The organism is Methanospirillum sp., assembly GCF_035560735.1.
Classification (GTDB): Archaea; Halobacteriota; Methanomicrobia; order Methanomicrobiales; family Methanospirillaceae; genus Methanospirillum.
The window spans coordinates 1-17404 of sequence record NZ_DATMYY010000004.1 but is presented as its reverse complement, the minus strand read 5'-3'; the positions used below and the strand labels follow the sequence as shown (position 1 = coordinate 17404).

Below are 17404 nucleotides of genomic sequence, written 5' to 3'. Positions count from 1 at the left end.
GGCTTCCAGTGGTGGTAACCCTGTGGGTTCTGGGAAGACAGAATTCAATTATAGTTTTATTCAGTCCCACATCGGCTGGTGGGTCCTAATAGTACAATCCGGGAGGGAGACACAGAACCTGGTGCCCATGCCAAGACCGTCGCTTTTTACCGTTATATGGCCGTGATTGAGGAGAACAAGTTTCCGGACCACTGAGAGGCCGAGACCATGAGACAGAAGGTCACTTCGTGATGCATCAGCCTTGTAAAAATCATCAAAGATCCGGGATGAGTCCGCATGTGTCAGACCGATTCCTGTATCAGATACACAGAACCAGGTACATTGGTGATCCTTTCCGCCATGAAGGGTCACAGTTCCTCCAGGTGGTGTAAATTGCAATGCATTATTGATCAACTTCTCAAGAATGAGATGGAGGTGAATGTACCTAATCCTGATCAGCATCCCGGGCTGGATTGCGTTCCTGATAGAAAGCCCTTTTGAACTGATTACCGAAAGGGATGCCTCGATAATCTCATCAGCCATGCTTCCAAGATCACAGGGTCTTGCATCCCGCTGACTATATGAGGATTTTTCCACTCCCAGGTTATCCATCATCAGGATCTCTTCAACCAGGGTTCTTATTCTCATCGTGCTCTCACAGAGGACTCCCAGAGTGTTCTTCTTCTCTTCGTCTGCCTCGTTATGCTGCAAGTACGGGAGCAGGGCCACAAGCGGGGTGAGAGGAGTTCGAAGGTCATGTCCAATATTTACGATTAGATCACGCTGTTTTTGCATCAGACCCTCAAGTTGCTCTGTCCGCTCCTGAACCTGTTGATCAAGAGATGTATTCAGATGCTCAAGCTTGCGGGAGTACTCATTTACTGCCTCAAGTGCCTGGCTCAGTGCGGTACTATCTTCGAATATACTCACATAACAAGCCGGATCTCCAGGTTCCATCGGGATCCTGTCTGTGTAGTAACGTATCGTCTTTGAATTCTGAACTCTGACCTCTCCCGATCTGGCGATTTCTGAAACTCCGTCTTCGCCCAGGGAAAACATAGGAAGGTCATCACTCTCATATTTGAGCAGGGTTTTTATCTGGCTAAAGATTACATCGTGAGTCAACAGTGACTCCGATGTCTCTGCATCAAAGTCCCAGATTGAGAAAAAGGCTTTATTTGCATACATCACCGTGCCAGTTATGGGTTCATACAGGTACACCCCGAACGGAATTGCCCCCCCTACAGAAAATAACAACGATGAGAGCCGCTTTCTGTCGCGTTCATTCTGCTGTTGCTTAAGCAGGTTTTCAATCTGGATCGGAAGGAGGTTTAAGTACTGACGTTCAGGATCTTTTACCAGGTAATCCTTTGCCCCAAGTTTTAGTGCAGTGACTGCATTGTTCAGATCCGCCTGCCCGGTCACAACAATAACCGGAGTCCGGGTATCTAATGAGGGGAGAAGATCAAGGATGGTTCCGTCAGAAAGGAAATAGTCACAGATTACCAGATCATACATCTGGTTTCGGGAACGAGCCTCGGCTAGGGACGATGAAAGGTCTATCTGATATGGTAACGACTTTTTCTGAACCACCCGGGTGAGTGCTTGCTGGTCTATCAGATTGTCTTCAATATAGTGTACCCTGATTACCGGCTTATCTCCCGTAAATATCGGCATCATGCAACAACCCCTCTCCATTTTTCAATGTAAAACAGAATGTAGCCCCACCACCAGAAACTGATTTAACCCATATTGATCCGCCTGACGTTTCAACAATCCGTTTGACTATGGAAAGGCCGATGCCTGAACTCTTCTTTGCCTCCTTTGCTGGATATGACCTGAAGATCTCAAAGATAGAATCATGAAGAGCAGGATCTATACCCGGGCCGTTGTCTGTGATCTCAAATGCCCAGAAATCAGGACTCTTCCCTGTGTTTTCCGGCCCCTGTTCAACAGGAGTACCATCCTTATCAGAAGAAGGATATGCACTGATGTGTATCTCTCCATCTTCTCGATTCAGGCAGGAGAGGGAGTTGCCGATGAGGTTCTGAAAAACCTGCTGAATCTTTGTCCGCTCTGCAGTTAGGACAGGCATATCGGTTCCAATTACTATATTCACAGACGGAGGAGGAGAGAGAATCTGCAGGGTTTCGTTTATTACATCCTTTATACTAACCGCGACACGATCTTCTCTGACAACGCCGGCCTGGGAGTAGGCAAGGATTCCATCAATCAACTGATACATCCGCTGGATCTGGTCGGTTATCATGCCAATATACCGTTGTCCCTCTGGCCCTATCTGTTCATAATAGTCCTCACCAATCCAGGATGCCAGTGAATAAATACCTCTGAGAGGATCCTTGAGATCATGGGCAACGATATGTGCAAAATCCTGGAGCCCTTTGTTTGAGGCTGATAGTTCTTTCAGGAGATCCTGTACCTTCTGCTCAGCACGTTTACGTTCTGTGATATCAACGATAGAAAAGAGGATACAGGGATCAGTATCTATCTCGATAAGGGCACCATAAAGAGAGCCCTGCCGCATCTCCCCATTCTTTGTCTTTAGTGGGAGTTCCAGTCCACGGATTGAACCCTTGGTAAGGATAGTCTCTTTGATATGCCTGAACTGATCAGGATCGATGATCCCATACCCTGACCAGTGCGTAGATCTCAGGATTTCTTTTCCGCTGTAGCCAGTTGTTTCAAAAAAGGTTTCGTTGGCATCAATCAACCGTTCTTCACGCAGGTTCCAGATAGCATGGAGCACCTGGCTTGATCGGAATGCTGTTGCAAATTTGTGCTCAGAACGCTTGAGGTGGGATATATCCTTGCAGATGCAGAATACCGCCTGGTTTTCATTCCAGATACCTGATAGGTACCGTATCTCAACCGGGATCTCTCTTCCTTCAATTGTAAGCAGAATTGCTGTACGTTCCTGGGCTGACAGTTTACCTCCTTCAGGTGAAAGGGGTGTATTTATCCAGCGTGAGGTAAACAGACCTGAAAGCCGCATCCCTCTCATATCTGAAGCCCTGATCCCGGTCTCCTGCTGTGCAAAGAGATTCGCGGTAATAATTCTCCCGTCAGAATCCAGAATAAAGACAAAATCATTCAGATGATCGAAAAACTGCTGAAAATTCTCATCCCTCTTCTTATGTTCCTGATCTGAATCGATCCTTACCAGTGCCGCCATCAGCATGTTGGTAGCAATGCGGAGAGCATCGAGTTCTGATGTATGCCAGGAACGATCACGCTCTCTATCGGCAAGAATGAGCACCCCCCGTGTTTCTCTTCTTGTAATAAAGGGAATCAGGGCGATGGATTTTATACCCTGATGGACCAGGAACTCCTGTTCCTTTAGAAACTTGTCTGCAGGACCTGCAACAGGACCCTGCATCTCAAATATCAGGGATTTGAGAGGACTTTCAAGGATCTCATCCCAGGTCAGTTGGTCTTCTGAAAAGTCAGCTGTTTCTTCCACCCAGACATAATCATGGGTCAGGACCGGGTCTCCCCCAGAATCGATATGCCAGGCAAAATAATGAGCCTCGCTAACCACCATCTTTTTGACAATCTTATGCAGGATCTCAATGATCGAAGAATCACTCAGATCACCGATTACCTGTGCAGCAGAATATCCGATAGCTTCCAGTAGAAGATCTCGCCGATTCAGTGCAGCTTTTGTTCTTCTCCGGTTCTCTTCTCCGCTCAGAGCGTGAACAATCAGATCCAGCATGATCTGGTTCACCTCACCCTCATACTCGTTGCCAGATATTAGGAGGGAGAGATCACCTACCTGTTTTCCAGAGACACTAATGCCTCTGGATACAACCATTCGGGCCCCCGGATACACAGTATTTAAGAGGTTTCTGCCATCTTCAGGCAGATCATCAACTGAGAGCACGAAATCATCGCCAGAAGTTAATGTTGGAAACGGAAAATCTGACTGTGAAAAGAAATATTTTGCCAACCAGTCATGAACCAGGGTATCCTTTTCAGGCCAGGAACTGACAAGCACGTACCCCTCATCTTCAAAGCGTGTATAGAAAGCTGCTTCAGTTTTAAGTATACCTGCAACACTCTTCGTGATCAGAGGAATGTTCTGGTCACTTTCAAGGCCCGCATACAAATACTGGTCAAGTACCTGGTGGAATTTGTCAAGGATCTCGCGCCGCTCTTTGAGTGCTGCCAATTCCGCATTCTGTGCAACGATCTGAGAGCGGATCAGATCATGCCTTCGAAAGAGAAGGAATATAATTAAAATGCCGAGAGTTACCGCCAGGATACAGAAGAGAACCGAACGGAGGAAATACGTCGATGCAAATGATCTCCCCTGGTATGTTAAGAATTTTTCACCAGATATGGTAATCTGTAAGACCGAAGAGGAGAAAGGATCTGTATAAGACAATGTCCCTGATTTCCAGGACTCATTCTGCTGCCCTTGGATTGCCACAGGCTTTATGCTAACATCAAAGGCAGGAATCACATTTCCCGCTGATACTGGCGAGATTACACATACAGTTGAGTCATATAACATGAGGTCATGGACTTTTTTGGTTATTACCGGTTCAACTGGAGTTGCAAACGTAATTGTTCCTACACTGGGGAGAGTATCTTCAGAATTACTGATTTCTGCCTGTGAAACCAGCATCAGACTATTATTTACATACACTAACGACGTCCGGGTATTTTTGCTCTCATTATTAGATGAAGAAAGTTCAACAGGAAGGAATAAAGGCTTGATTTCTGTGTATGTATCAGGGTCGTACTGTTTCAGGAAAAGGATCTTCCCCTCGGTATCCGAAATTGCGACATATGTAATCCCGAGATTTTTCAGAGATCTGACCTGCATGTTCTTCTGAATATACAAATCTGTAGGTTGTTTGGCAAATACAGCAGTCTCATCCCATTTCGCATAATCAAGAGTGATCTTCTCAAATGTGCCTGCATAGGATGTTATCACGCCTTCGACACCCATGAGAGAGAAGTGGGTGCCTCCTTGTTCCACATTATCATAAGAGTTCAGAATCATCTGCGAGTTGTAATGGATGAAAAGAATGGCACAGATTAGAATCAGAAACAGGATCGGCAGAATTAATTTTCTTCTTGTCAGGAGGGAGCCAGTCCTATTTCCCGGTTCATAATCAGGAAAGAGAAATGAAATCAGTGAATGTATCAACAAAAACCCTGGAAGTGATTTGTAGTCGGTATCAATTAACTTATCTCCAGATTTATCTTATCGAACCGCTCTTGTTACCATACTGCGACTCATAGGACTTCAGGGCAGGCATGGTACCCTCAACCTTTTCCGGATCCATAACAATATCACCGGGATTGATATTGAGATATACAAGAGTCTCATTTATTAGAGGAATATCTAAAAATCCTTCGCTTTTTCCGGATGATAGGTCAGTGACGATTCTGGTCAGGGATTCATCAACCATTGAAAAAATAGTTCCTCCATCTTCTCCATATGAGAGATCAATACCAACCTCTTTCAAAAAAGCAAGGAATGTTTGAATTAACCCGTTGTCGTCTCCTAAAATTCCACTAGTACCTGACACATTTCTTCCCTGATCTTGTGCATACACAGCACTACCTGCAACCATTAGGGAGAGAAGTCCACCTAAAACAAGGAACCGGATGAAAACGGAAAGATGTCTCTTCATATTTATCACATTTGTTTACAGGTACTCATGCCGCTCTGAGCGGGCTGATATCAATGAATCTCCTTTCCTCCTATAAAACCAGACGGTATTCACCGGGTTCAGGTCAGTAAAAAAGGATAAAAAAGGTTATTTTCTTAAAATTTCAATCAGGCAATCTCGTATGTCACCGAAACCCGTGCGCTGACATCCACACTGCCGGGTTCAATCGGGGTTGAAGGAGCTGCTGCTGCGAGTTTTTCAGTTCTGAAATCCTGATTGTAGTATACAGGCGGATTATAACTGTCCTCGACAGTTACCTCATGGACTGTCCCCACACCGGCCCCCAGGGCTGAAGTGGTGGCATCCGCATCGGCCCGTGCCTTCTCAACTGCGATTTTGAGAGCTTCACTCCGCAGTTCGGCAGTTTTTTGCTTGCTCAGGGTAAATTTCAAGGAACTGACACTGTTTGCACCGTTTGCAACCGCCATATCGATGAGATCTCCAACAGAATCGAGTTGTGAGGTCTCAACTGATATGGTATTCGAGACCTCGTATATGGTCACATTGTCCCCATATTTCGCCTTGAGTGCATCATCAGGGCTGTATACTTCAGATATTGAATATGAACTAGTACTAAGCTCTGCAGGGGTCAGATTCCCTTTCGAGGGATCCTTGAGAACTGACATCAAACCATCCATCTTACGGGCATTCTCCTTCTGGGCAGCTTTAACATCAGGATTCTTTGTTACAACCGAGAAAGATATCTCGCACCGGTCAGGAGTGGTCTTGATGGTTCCACTGCCTGACACATGGATCTGATTTGTTTTCGTCTCTTTCGTATCGTCTGCACATGATATCCCAGCAAGAAAAAGAGCCAGTACCAGCACAATACATACGCGTAAGAACTGCATGCTCTGATCTCACTGTGCAGGTTCATACCCTTTCTGCTATCCTGAACATCAGTGCCAGTCGCATCACCGGGGGCCGCATCTTATTACAATTGTTCTCCTTGGCGATCACGGTACTTCGGGTAGAATCTTCTCCAGAACATAAGGGAATGATATAATTCATGATTTTACCCCAGCATTCTGCATTCACTATAATAGTCATTCATACCAATCTTTTCCAAGCGTGAGAGCAGAAGAGTACGACTGGATAATCTACCACGTCATTTGTGATGAGAAGACCTGTACTGCAGATGAGATATGCGAGAAGAGCGATTTTTCACGTGAGCAGGTTGAAGAGTCACTGGCAAGACTTATAAAAACCCATCTCGTGGAATGCCGTGATGACCGGTATCGTGTCTGCTCTCTTGAAGAGTTCCTGATTACGAGCCAGATGAACCAGGACCCTTTTTCAGATATTTTTATCGAAAATGGAGTTGTGAAGGTGAAGAATACTGAAAAGCAAGATGAAGAGAAGAGCCTGGATGATATGAGGAGTCAGGAATGAAGGAGGTTGCAATTCTCAGGCTCGGCCATCGCCCGCAGCGTGATCAGCGGGTTACCACCCATGTCGGGCTGACAGCCCGGGCTCTCGGTGCAACCGGAATGTACCTGTCATCCAATGACACCGGGATTGTGAAGAGTATTCTTGATGTTGGTGAACGCTGGGGTGGCAATTTCTTTGTTGAGAACGATGTCGGCTGGCATTCATGCATCCGCCGCTGGAAAGAGGCAGGTGGAACAGTTGTGCACCTCACCATGTTCGGACTGAATCTGCCCGATGTCGAGGAGGAGATCCTCTCCCGCGATAAGATTCTCATCGTTGTCGGGGCTGAGAAAGTTCCCGGAGAGGTGTATCATCTTGCAGATTTCAACGTCGCGGTCAGTAACCAGCCACACTCAGAGATCTCAAGTATGGCTATCTTCCTTGACCACCTAATGGGAAAAGATGCCCTTGTCCAAAAATTCCCAAATGCTCAGGTGAGGGTTGTTCCTTGCAAGGAAGGAAAACTGGTCGAGGAGATCAGACCCGAAGAATGACAAAACCGATTCGGAGGATCCTCGTCGCCGGATTCTCAACCAGGCATGTAGTCTCTTCGGCTGTCAGGGCAGGACTTGAGGTCTGTGCTATCGATAACTTTTGTGACCAGGATCTGAGGCGTCTTGTATTCGCATACAAACGTTTTGAAGAACTTGCAGACCTTCCTGATCTGATCCGTTCATTTTGTAGTGAACAAAAGGTAGATGCGGTTATCACCACATCAGGTGCTGAAGATCTTCAGGATCTTCCTGTGCCCATACTTGGGACAGATCCTGGCACTGCAGCAAAATTTCTTGACAAGGCATTGACACAGCAGTTCTTTGAGGAGAACGGTTTTCCCGTTCCTGCCAGGGCTTTGCCAGGGGTTTTTCCTGCGATGCTCAAACCCTGCCGCGGATCAGGGGGCTGGAGAAACGCTCTTGTTACCAATGAGATGGATATCAGATCCTGGGAGAGCCTCTTTCCTGATGAACCATACCTGCTCCAGGAACTGGTGCCAGGTATTCCGGCCTCGGTATGCTGCGTTGCAGACGGTCGTCGTGCTAAGGCAATAGCGGCTAACCTCCAGATTTTACGGGGGAGTGATGAAGCCAGGTATGGATTCTGCGGATCAGTGACACCACTTTGCCATCCCCTGGCAGAGCAGATGTGTATAATGGCTGAAAAGATTGCATCTGCATCCGGGTGTTGTGGAGTTCTGGGTATTGACTTTCTTATAACAGACACCAAAATCACCGCGATAGAAGTCAATCCCAGGTTTGTTGCAACCCTTGATACCATCGAACGGGCGAACGGGTGCAACCTGGTAAAAATGCATATTGATGCCTGTCACGGCGTGCTCCCAGATACTATTCCAAAAGTAAAACAGACCAGCATCAGGAAGATCCTTTTTGCACCTCATGACCTGACCATCAGGACCGAACTATCAGGCCTTATCCCCGACGTTGCAGATATCCCTGTTCCTCCGGCATCGTTCGAGAAAGGAGACGCGGTAATCAGTGTGTTCGGTGAAGGGCAAGACGAAGCATCAGCCCGACGTACACTGGATAATACTATCAGAAGAGTAACCCAATATATAGGGTAATGGTCACCGTAGAAGAGCTGCTCAAGGAGCCGGCGATCGTAGCGTACCTGCACCGGATGATCGGCGATGAGGGGATGGACCTTGTCCGCCGGTTCCCTGAGGGGAAAGAGTACAGCGACGAAGAACTGGCCGAACTGACCGAGATTAACCTGAACTCAGTCAGGAACACGCTCTATACTCTGTATGAGCACCGGCTTGCACGATACCGGAGGATCAAGAATAACGAGACAGGCTGGCTGACCTATCTGTGGCAACTGCAGCTCTCCAATATCTATGACGCAGTTGGAAAGGACATGGATGTGATCCTTACAAAACTGAAGAAACGTCACTTTTACGAGGAGCAGAACGACTTTTACATCTGCAAAGAATGTGGATGCGTATCCACATTTTATGACGCAATGGACAGCCAGTTTGCCTGCCCAGCATGTGAAAAGCAGATGTCCCACTTTGACAACGATCCTCTTGTAGACGCACTGGCACGACGGATTGCCAGGATGAAGGAAACACTCGGGTATGCCTGAGCCCGGGGACGAGTATATCAGATATCTCAAAGAAGCAGGCTGTGATCCCCAGGTAATCTCACATTGTATCACTGTCCGTGAGGTTGCGGTAAGGATTGCAGACCTGATCCTCTCTGCCGGCACAGCAAAGGTAGATCGAGATCTCGTTGCTGCCGGTGCTATTCTTCATGATATCGGTAGATCAGAGACACATGGTATGGATCATGCCGATGCCGGTGGGAGGATATGCAGAGAAAAAGGCTTTTCAAAGGAGGTCTGCCGGATCGTTGAGCGACACATCGGCGCTGGTCTTAAAAGAAGTGATCGGAAAGGATTCGGACTTTCAGAAGAGGATCGTATTCCCGAAACGATTGAGGAGAAGATCGTAGCCCATGCTGATAATCTGGTGAGTGGCTCTATGATCGTCACAAGGAGCGATCTCGATGTATCCATCCAGAAGTTTCCGCAGGAGGTTCAGGCAAGGTTTACAGCGCTCGCTGATGAACTCGAAACACTCGCGGGCAGCAGACTCCCCTGAACTTTTTTGTATCCGCTGATTAGAGGATCAGCCGTCTGACCACCGGTAGTGCCCTGAGATCTTCGATAACCTGTGCAGGAATTACACTCTCTGTTATGATGACCAGCCGTGGATCTTCGGAGAGATGCGGATCAGTGACAAACAGTTGCCTTATGCCAATCCCGTGAGAGGAGAGGACATGAATACAGGCATCAACGACTCCGGTCCTGGTTGCGTCATCAGGAAGGATGGTGATAACCGAGAGTGAGAGTTTGTCAGCGATGAGGGTCACGTCAGGGGTCGCCCTCATTGATAGGAAAATATCTCTGTATTGGGAATCCAGGATGCGCTTTGCGGTTGTGTCCACTACCCTGCGATCAACACCCACCCGCTGGCCAATCTGTGTTGATGCGATAGGGATAGAGTTACAGCAGATCCTTCCCTCCTCATTCACCCCGAATCCGTTCTCTAAGAGAAACCTGACAACCCTTCCCTGGGACGGGGAATCTGAAAAACCGGAGAGAATAGCCGACCACATATGATGCAGAGTTTTGATCTGGCAAAGATAAATAACGGGCCTCTCTGGATCGCAGAAGAAGAGGTCAGGGAAACTCAAGTCAATAAGTATAAGTACTGATGCGTCCACCTTATTCAGGCACGCAGTCAAAGGGGCCCGGCAGAATTCAGAGTGATTCGGGGTGTTCTTTGCTTGTGATGACTGAAGAAATTCAGTGTCATCTTCTATTCTGCGTGGGAGTATCCGAGCCAGGTCAAAGGAGCAGGGTTGAGGGCCCTGTCGCGAAGGCGTTCGAGGGTTCAAATCCCTTCTCCCACATTATTCTTACAAATTCAGAGAGCAGAAGGTGCTTTTTTTACATTGATACATCGGTATCAGATGATCAGCAGATAAACGGTACATCCAAAGGTGATATCCTGCGATGAGACCCGGCCCTGATGATCATACTGACTCACTGCTTTCAAACCTCACAGATTTCTCTCCTTCATCTGACAGGGATTTTCTGTTTGTTCCAACGATCCATCTTGTCAGGGCCATCCAGGATGCGTATGTCAGCAGAGAAGTTCCGATAATCCCTGATCAGGTAACAACTCTGCGTGAGTTCTGCAGGCGCTTTCATGAGAGTGCAGGCTCCCCGGCCATGCTTATATCTGACGGTCAGTCACTCCAGCTCCTGTCTGAGACACTTGAAGCCATTCGAAAGGATATTCCGTTCTTTTTTTCACGGCACAATCCTGCACCCACAACCCTGAAGGATCTTCTTGCACTCAGGGACATCATTTCCCAACGCAAAATCGCTTTTTTTAAACCAGAACTCATACAGAATTCAGAAAAATGCCGACAGATACACCAGGCACTGGAGGCGTATGAGACTGCCCTTCTTCAGAAAGGACTGCTTGATGCAACCGGACTTATCGAATGGACTATCTCCGCGATTGGTAACGGGCCATCCTGCAGTTTTGGAACAGTGATATTCCGGGGATTTCACCAGCCCCTCCCACGTGAAAAAGAACTCATATCAGCAATCAGGGATCATGCCGAACTCTGCAGGTATGATTACCCAACCGGGAAAGACTGCAAAATTTTTGATATCCCGGACTGGTTTGGAGATGGCATCACTCCGCTTAAGGAGTCGTCATTGTCAGGCCTTTTTACCAGTGAGGAATGCCAAAATCACGACGGTTTCAGGATCGGGATCTTCCAGAGTCCGCATGAGGAGTTCGAATCCATTGCAGAAGAGATCTGCTCTCTCAACGACAGCAAAGTGGCTCTTGAAGATATCACGGTGGCATTGCCGGACATATCGGCCCATTCCCTGATCACCGGTATCTTTCATGACTTCAATCTCCCATGCCGCGTTTTAACCGGGGAAGCCCTGAACAGGGAACCTCAGGTTGGTTTCTTTACCCTCTTTCCCTCCCTGGTTGTGAATAATTTTCCACGTGAAGACCTAATCAGCCTGATATCGAGTCCGTTCTTTAAAACTGATCAGCCGGATCTCATATTGCCAGAAACCGGGGTGTTAGACACAATCCTCAGAAAAGCACGAATCATGGAGGGGCCTTGTTGGGACCATGACCTTGAGGCACTAGCTGGAGAGAAAACCTGCGGGATCGGTGATGAGAAAGGAGAACCTGTTGATCCTGATGACCTGACTGCGGTGCGGATGTTTGCCTCCACATTCCAGGCCTCCCTTCTCACCCTTAAAGTGGAACAGACTGTTGCAGATCATGTAACTGCTTTTCGTCTAATCCTTGAACACTGGGTAAAACCAGAGTTCGTGGGAAAGCCAGACACAACCAGAGTAACTGAACGCGAGAAGAGGGCATGGGAGCGATTTGATGCCTGCCTCACGAGGCTTTCTGTAATGACTGACCCGGACAGGAAGATAGGAGCCGGATCATTCAACAGGTACCTGAATTATCTGCTTGAAGAACTGGTGACCATTGGTGAGGATCACGGCGGCGTCACAGTAATGCGGCTTTCAGAGACTGCTCACCTGAACCTGCCAGTCCTCTTTCTTGCCGGACTCGTTGAAGGGGATATCCCGAGACCCTCTACACGGCTCCCGCTCCTCACAGCTGCAGAGTCAGAAGTGCTCGGAGGCAGAAACCTGGCCGAGGTGATCAGCGGGGAACAATACTCCTTTATCAGTGCCATCTCTGCCGGCAGGCAGGTATATCTCTCTGCACCCCGGACCCGGAGAGAGAAGACCCTGCTGACCTCTCCGTTCCTGGAAGAGGTCAGGCAGAAGTTAAGCCCACCAGAATGGAACCCTAAAATCACCAGGTCAAAGAGACACGCTTCCATCTCTGCCGGGGGGTTTATAGCGAAAGGAACTGTTGGTGCAGATGAGATCCTAAATCTTCTTCCTGCTAACCAGACGTACGGTTCTGTTGCAGAGAGAATCCTGATAGAAGACTGGTACCGCACCGGTGTTCCAGACTCACCATATGACGGGATTGTCTCTGATGAACCGGATATTGTTGCCTGGCTTTCAAAAAAATTCGGCCCTGAAAAAGTCTGGGCGCCAACCAGGCTTGAGACCTATGCTACCTGTCCGTTTCGTTTCTTTCTTCAGCGGGTGCTTAACCTCTCCCAACTTCCAGATGTTGACCCGTCTCTCACTCCGGCACAGCGGGGAAACTTCATCCATGAGACCATTTGCGACTTCTTCAGGCAGTGGTCGCAGGATGGGCCAAAGCATATCACCAGTTATACTCTCCCAGATGCTGCCAGACTTCTCAAAGAGATCGGGAAAGAGAAAAGCGGAAGATATCATTTCACAAGTTCAGCATGGCACGCGGCACTCCTCTCTCTCTTCGGGACACCTGATACCTCCGGTCTGTTTGACCGGTTTCTCATGCGAGAAGTAGCACGGGAAGACTCATCACTCCTTCCCAGGTACTTTGAACTTGAGATCAGAGATTGTCAGGATAAAAACCCTGATGAAAAAGGGGAAAAAAGGGATGATGGAGGAAGAGAGGCATCAGATATGCACCGGGTTCTTCTGGACCAGGGAGAAGGGGAGCCAATCCTAATATCGGGAAGGATCGACAGGGTGGATATCTCGAGTGACGGGTACTTTGCAATCATCGATTACAAGACCGGAGGTTCGTACCCGAGTGCCAAAGGGATCAAGGAGGGGACTGCCCTTCAGCTTCCTCTCTACCTGCTTGCCCTTGAGAAGATGCATGAAGGTGATGAGATCCCCCTTACCGGTATTGCGGGTTCTTACTGTGAGATCAGCAGAAAGATAAAACAGACATGGCCGTTGCTCAGCCCTGATCAGAAAAATCTCATAGGAGCAGGTACCAGCAGGGCAACCAGCGGTTTTCGAGAGGTTATCTTAAGTTCACTTGAGGCGTCACGGAATTGTATCTGTCAGATCAGGTGTGGGAGATTTCCACTTCCAGATACCTGCCAGGTCCCGTACTGTGAATTTTCCGGGATATGCAGATTTGATCGTTTCAGGATAAGCAGCAACGGGGATGAGTCATGAACGGAACACCGCGTCAGATTGAAGCAATTACCACTCATGACCGCTCTCTGGTGGTCACCGCAGGAGCAGGAACCGGGAAGACCCATGTTCTCATCACCAAGTACCTGAACCTCCTTGAAACATTTGGGGAAGGAAAGGAGCGATACGAAAACCCAATCTCGGTCAGGAATATCCTTGCCCTCACCTTCACCGATAAAGCGGCAGCCGAGATGAAGGAGCGTATCAGAAAGAGTCTTGATGAGAAGCAGGGCGAATTCTGGGAGAAGACCAGGGCCGAGTTTTTGATAACCCCAGTCCAGACCTTTCATTCGTTTTGTGCCCAGGTACTCCGGGAGTTTGCGTTTGAAGCACAGGTTGAACCCTCATTTGTTGTCCTTGATGAACAGGAGGCGTCCCGGATCCTCACGAGTTGTTTTCAGGATCTGATCCATGCCCCGTCAGAAGAGGGCGATGTTGTGTATGCCCTTGCAACTGTCGGAGCCTACAACCTTGAGCAGATGATCAGAACGCTCTACCCCCGTAGGGATGAGGCTGAAAGATTCTTTGAGAGTATTAGAACAGATCAGGATGGAACGATCTCATTCTGGCAGGATGAGATTAGGGCATACAGGGAATCAGAAGCAGAAAAGATCAGGGGAAATTGTAGGTTCAGAGAGACAGTCAGATCACTTATCGCTTTTGCACTGATGGATACCCCATCTGAAGACAAGGCGATGATATACCTTCAGAAGGTCAGGCCGTTTCTTGAGGTCATGGACAGTGATGGGACAGCGGACGAATTCCTTGACGCTGCTACCCGCTATCTGAAGGTGAAACTGGGAACAGGAGGCTCTAAGAAACTCTGGACCGAAGAGTTACTGTCTGAACTGAGGGAGACATACAAGGAACTGAACGAGATGCTTGACAGAGCACCGGCCGTTGCAGCGATGAGATTTGATCCCGGCGATCAGTTCAGTATCCGCACAATCAGATTCCTGAATGCTCTGGGAACTTCATTTGCCCGGTTCTGTGAACTGGTAGAAGAAGAGAAGGCTGCTGCAGGAGGCATCGATTTTGCAGACCTGATACGAAGTTGCAGACAACTTTTCAGGGATCATCAGGGCCTGGTAGCAGAGCATTACAAAAGACAGTTCAGGTACATCCTAGTTGATGAGTTCCAGGACACTGATCCTGCCCAGTTTGAGATTGTGACCGCAATTGCCGGCACACCAGGCCCTGATTTGCAGAGTCTTTTCATCGTCGGTGACCCCAAACAGTCTATCTACCTTTTCAGGGAGGCAGATGTAACAAGGTTCCGTGATGCTTCCTCTCTGATAACTAACAACTGCAGCGGAAAGGAGATCTCCCTTGATGTCTGCTTCAGAAGTTCACCTGCAGTCATTACCTTTGTCAACATCCTCTTCGCCGGTCTGTTCCAGAGCGTAGAAAAGCCATGGGAGTTTCCGTACGAGCCAGCCCTGGTCTCTGATGAACGGGACGGACATGCGGGAACTGTCAGCCTGCTTCTTACGCACAAAGACGGAGAGGTATCAGAACCTGAAGCAGTGGCAGATGAGATTCTGGCAATTGTCAGAGACCATCTTGAGGTCTATGAAGAGGGAGAACGCGACGGTGAGGGACTCCGGACATTCACCACAAGACCGGCAATATGGAGAGACATCGCCATACTTCTTGAAAGACGGACCAACCTCGGCGAGTTTCTTCATGCCCTGGGGAGAAGAAAAATCCCGTACTACGTTCACAAAGGTTCCGGTTTTTACCAGCGGCAGGAGATCCTTGACCTCATCAACCTTCTCACATTCCTCCTAAAGCCATACGATGATATCTCCCTTGTCGGGCTGCTCAGGTCCCCGTATATCGGGATGAAGGATACCGATATCATTGATATCCGCAGATCGGGAAGAGGGACATTCTTTGAGAGGCTCCAGAAGCGGGGGGAGAGTTGCCATGCCGCTGCCAGGGCATACGACCTCCTGGATGCCTGGCGAGGCAGGGCAGGAAGATGGCGTGTAACAGATCTTATTCAGTCGGTACTTGATGAGTCTGGAATTTTCACTGTGTATGGCGGACTTGCCGAGGGGCAGCAGATCCTCTCAAACATCAGAAAACTCCAGGAGATGGTCAGGGCACAGGAAGAGAAAGGGAGGTACCAACTCGCAGATCTCGTCGCCGATCTTTCTGAAGCGGTAAAAACCGGAGATCAGGAAGGAGAGGCTATGATAGATGATCCTGGACTTGATGCTGTGAGGATTATGACCATTCATGCAGCCAAAGGACTAGAGTTCCCAGTGGTCTTTGTCCCTGAAATGGGCCAGCGATCAAACCAGGTCCAGCCGCCAGTTCTCATGGAAGGGCCCGGGCCACTCATGGGGGTGAGAATACCTGATCCGGAAGATGACTTTGAGACAGCAGAGACCCCGGTTTATTCTCTCCTTAAAAACAGGCAGGAGGAAAAACTGCTTGCAGAAAAGAAACGGCTTCTATATGTTGCACTGACACGGGCAGCCGATCACCTGATCATGAGCAGTGAGATTGGTGATGAACTTCCTGATGGAAGCAAAGATACACGGCTTGACTGGATCTGGAGAGAACTGGGTATTACTGGAAATGTAATAGAAGCCGGTGAAATTCATATCAGGTCACCAGATGGAAGGGAACTTTCGATGCGGATCGTAAAACCGGGCCAAAGACTCATTCAGGACGAACAAAAGTTGCCTCCGTTTACTATCCCTGATGAATTGCGTGATGAGCCTGGAAGATTTGTTTTACGGCAGATCCCTGGGAAACCATCACGATCACCCCTGCTGGTCACAGAGATTGCAAAAGCCGCTGACGAACCTTCTGGACAGCAGCATGAGGGCTATGGGGCAGGCTTTGGAACTGCAATCCATGAAGTGCTCAGAGGAAATGACCCGGAAATGGTTATCAGAGAATGGGGGATAACTGACCCGGATCTTCAGCAGGAACTTAAGGAGACATTAGAACGGTTTGAGTCACTGCCTGAACTCATACAGCGAGTTCAGATCAAACGTGAACTGGCTTTCACTGTGACCATCGGTGGAGCGGCTGTGACCGGACGGATCGATTGTATCATACAGAATACCGATGGATCATGGCTCGTGATCGACTACAAAAGTGATACCCTTTCAGGGTCTGAACTCTGTGAAAAGAAAGTCTATCGAATCCAGACCGAGATCTACAGGCAGGCGGCAGAAACTCTGGGAATGAAACCAGCCACCGCTGCATTGTATGGAATTTTTGAGGGAAAACTCATCCATATGAATCCCGATGAGAAAGACGCAGCTATAGAGATTATACATCAGGCCTGGAGTGACGAACAAAACAATATCGTAAATACATAATAGTTAGCAGACAGAGAAATAATACGAATTATACAGGTCTTAATCTGGGAACAGAAATAGCAGGCTGTAGATCTGCTAAAAATCAGAGAACGGAAAAATGATTCAGGTATCTCATGCTGCTAAACCTATCTCGGTTCTGTATGTAGATGACGAACCGGAATTACTCTTTCTCGTTAAAAATTATCTTGAAGAAACCGGAAGGTTCAGAATAAATACCGTAGCATCAGCCCCTGAAGCACAGAAGATGCTACTTTCAGGCACATATGATGCAATCCTTTCTGATTACCAAATGTCAGATCTAAGTGGTAT

At 48.1% G+C, this 17404-nt stretch carries 13 protein-coding genes and 1 tRNA gene; 9 read left to right on the top strand and 5 right to left on the bottom strand.

From position 1 onward, the window contains the following. Positions 1-60: 60 nt before the first annotated feature. The 4 genes from VN429_RS00135 to VN429_RS00120 form a co-directional block, all read right to left on the bottom strand. A complete protein-coding gene (locus VN429_RS00135) occupies positions 61-1659 on the bottom strand; it encodes a sensor histidine kinase (RefSeq protein ID WP_325628471.1) in 1599 nt (532 codons plus the stop codon). Continuing rightward, positions 1634-4987 carry an ATP-binding protein gene (locus VN429_RS00130; protein ID WP_325628469.1) on the bottom strand — a complete coding sequence of 1118 codons (3354 nt, stop codon included), beginning with the start codon at positions 4985-4987 and terminating at the stop codon, positions 1634-1636. The genes VN429_RS00135 and VN429_RS00130 overlap by 26 nt, the downstream gene beginning before the upstream one ends. Before the next feature lie 223 nt (positions 4988-5210). Beyond that, positions 5211-5648: a hypothetical protein gene (locus VN429_RS00125; protein ID WP_325628468.1), complete on the bottom strand. Its 438-nt coding sequence runs from the start codon at positions 5646-5648 to the stop codon at positions 5211-5213. A 146-nt stretch (positions 5649-5794) separates the two neighbouring features. Continuing rightward, the gene (locus tag VN429_RS00120) at positions 5795-6538 is read right to left on the bottom strand and encodes an SIMPL domain-containing protein (RefSeq protein WP_325628466.1); all 744 of its coding nucleotides are present in this window, start codon (positions 6536-6538) and stop codon (positions 5795-5797) included. A gap of 220 nt (positions 6539-6758) precedes the next feature. Between VN429_RS00120 and VN429_RS00115 the strand changes: the two genes are divergently transcribed. Genes VN429_RS00115 through VN429_RS00095 form a run of 5 tightly spaced genes read left to right on the top strand, consistent with a single transcriptional unit; the run spans position 6759 to position 9735 of the window. After that, positions 6759-7079, top strand: coding sequence for a helix-turn-helix domain-containing protein (locus tag VN429_RS00115; RefSeq protein ID WP_325628464.1), 321 nt, complete (start codon positions 6759-6761; stop codon positions 7077-7079). Next, the gene (locus tag VN429_RS00110; RefSeq protein ID WP_325628462.1) at positions 7076-7612 is read left to right on the top strand and encodes a tRNA (cytidine(56)-2'-O)-methyltransferase; all 537 of its coding nucleotides are present in this window, start codon (positions 7076-7078) and stop codon (positions 7610-7612) included. The genes VN429_RS00115 and VN429_RS00110 overlap by 4 nt, the downstream gene beginning before the upstream one ends. Then, positions 7609-8697 (top strand): ATP-grasp domain-containing protein, encoded by a 1089-nt coding sequence (locus tag VN429_RS00105; RefSeq protein ID WP_325628460.1) that lies wholly within the window; start codon positions 7609-7611, stop codon positions 8695-8697. The genes VN429_RS00110 and VN429_RS00105 overlap by 4 nt, the downstream gene beginning before the upstream one ends. Further along, positions 8697-9218, top strand: coding sequence for a transcription factor (locus VN429_RS00100; protein ID WP_325628458.1), 522 nt, complete (start codon positions 8697-8699; stop codon positions 9216-9218). Before VN429_RS00105 ends, VN429_RS00100 begins: the two co-directional genes overlap by 1 nt. Next, positions 9211-9735, top strand: coding sequence for an HDIG domain-containing metalloprotein (locus VN429_RS00095; protein WP_325628456.1), 525 nt, complete (start codon positions 9211-9213; stop codon positions 9733-9735). Before VN429_RS00100 ends, VN429_RS00095 begins: the two co-directional genes overlap by 8 nt. A 19-nt stretch (positions 9736-9754) precedes the next feature. Here VN429_RS00095 and VN429_RS00090 read toward each other — a convergent pair whose 3' ends face one another. Beyond that, the gene (locus VN429_RS00090) at positions 9755-10360 is read right to left on the bottom strand and encodes a TrpY family transcription regulator (protein WP_325628454.1); all 606 of its coding nucleotides are present in this window, start codon (positions 10358-10360) and stop codon (positions 9755-9757) included. A gap of 104 nt (positions 10361-10464) precedes the next feature. Between VN429_RS00090 and VN429_RS00085 the strand changes: the two genes are divergently transcribed. The 4 genes from VN429_RS00085 to VN429_RS00070 form a co-directional block, all read left to right on the top strand. Then, positions 10465-10549: transfer RNA gene (locus VN429_RS00085), tRNA-Leu, on the top strand. A gap of 103 nt (positions 10550-10652) precedes the next feature. Beyond that, positions 10653-13733, top strand: coding sequence for a PD-(D/E)XK nuclease family protein (locus tag VN429_RS00080; protein ID WP_325628451.1), 3081 nt, complete (start codon positions 10653-10655; stop codon positions 13731-13733). Further along, the gene (locus tag VN429_RS00075; protein WP_325628449.1) at positions 13730-17095 is read left to right on the top strand and encodes a UvrD-helicase domain-containing protein; all 3366 of its coding nucleotides are present in this window, start codon (positions 13730-13732) and stop codon (positions 17093-17095) included. The genes VN429_RS00080 and VN429_RS00075 overlap by 4 nt, the downstream gene beginning before the upstream one ends. A 97-nt stretch (positions 17096-17192) precedes the next feature. Next, positions 17193-17404 (top strand): response regulator (locus VN429_RS00070; protein WP_325628447.1); only part of this gene is annotated, 212 nt, incomplete at its 3' end.

What these genes read in the sequence shown, in the direction of transcription:
- VN429_RS00135 (WP_325628471.1), bottom strand. Translation starts at nt 1,659, where the DNA reads ATGATGCCGATATTTACGGGAGATAAGCCGGTAATCAGGGTACACTAT.
- VN429_RS00125 (WP_325628468.1), bottom strand. Translation starts at nt 5,648, where the DNA reads ATGAAGAGACATCTTTCCGTTTTCATCCGGTTCCTTGTTTTAGGTGGA.
- VN429_RS00120 (WP_325628466.1), bottom strand. Translation starts at nt 6,538, where the DNA reads ATGCAGTTCTTACGCGTATGTATTGTGCTGGTACTGGCTCTTTTTCTT.
- VN429_RS00110 (WP_325628462.1), top strand. Translation starts at nt 7,076, where the DNA reads ATGAAGGAGGTTGCAATTCTCAGGCTCGGCCATCGCCCGCAGCGTGAT.
- VN429_RS00105 (WP_325628460.1), top strand. Translation starts at nt 7,609, where the DNA reads ATGACAAAACCGATTCGGAGGATCCTCGTCGCCGGATTCTCAACCAGG.
- VN429_RS00100 (WP_325628458.1), top strand. Translation starts at nt 8,697, where the DNA reads ATGGTCACCGTAGAAGAGCTGCTCAAGGAGCCGGCGATCGTAGCGTAC.
- VN429_RS00095 (WP_325628456.1), top strand. Translation starts at nt 9,211, where the DNA reads ATGCCTGAGCCCGGGGACGAGTATATCAGATATCTCAAAGAAGCAGGC.
- VN429_RS00080 (WP_325628451.1), top strand. Translation starts at nt 10,653, where the DNA reads ATGAGACCCGGCCCTGATGATCATACTGACTCACTGCTTTCAAACCTC.
- VN429_RS00075 (WP_325628449.1), top strand. Translation starts at nt 13,730, where the DNA reads ATGAACGGAACACCGCGTCAGATTGAAGCAATTACCACTCATGACCGC.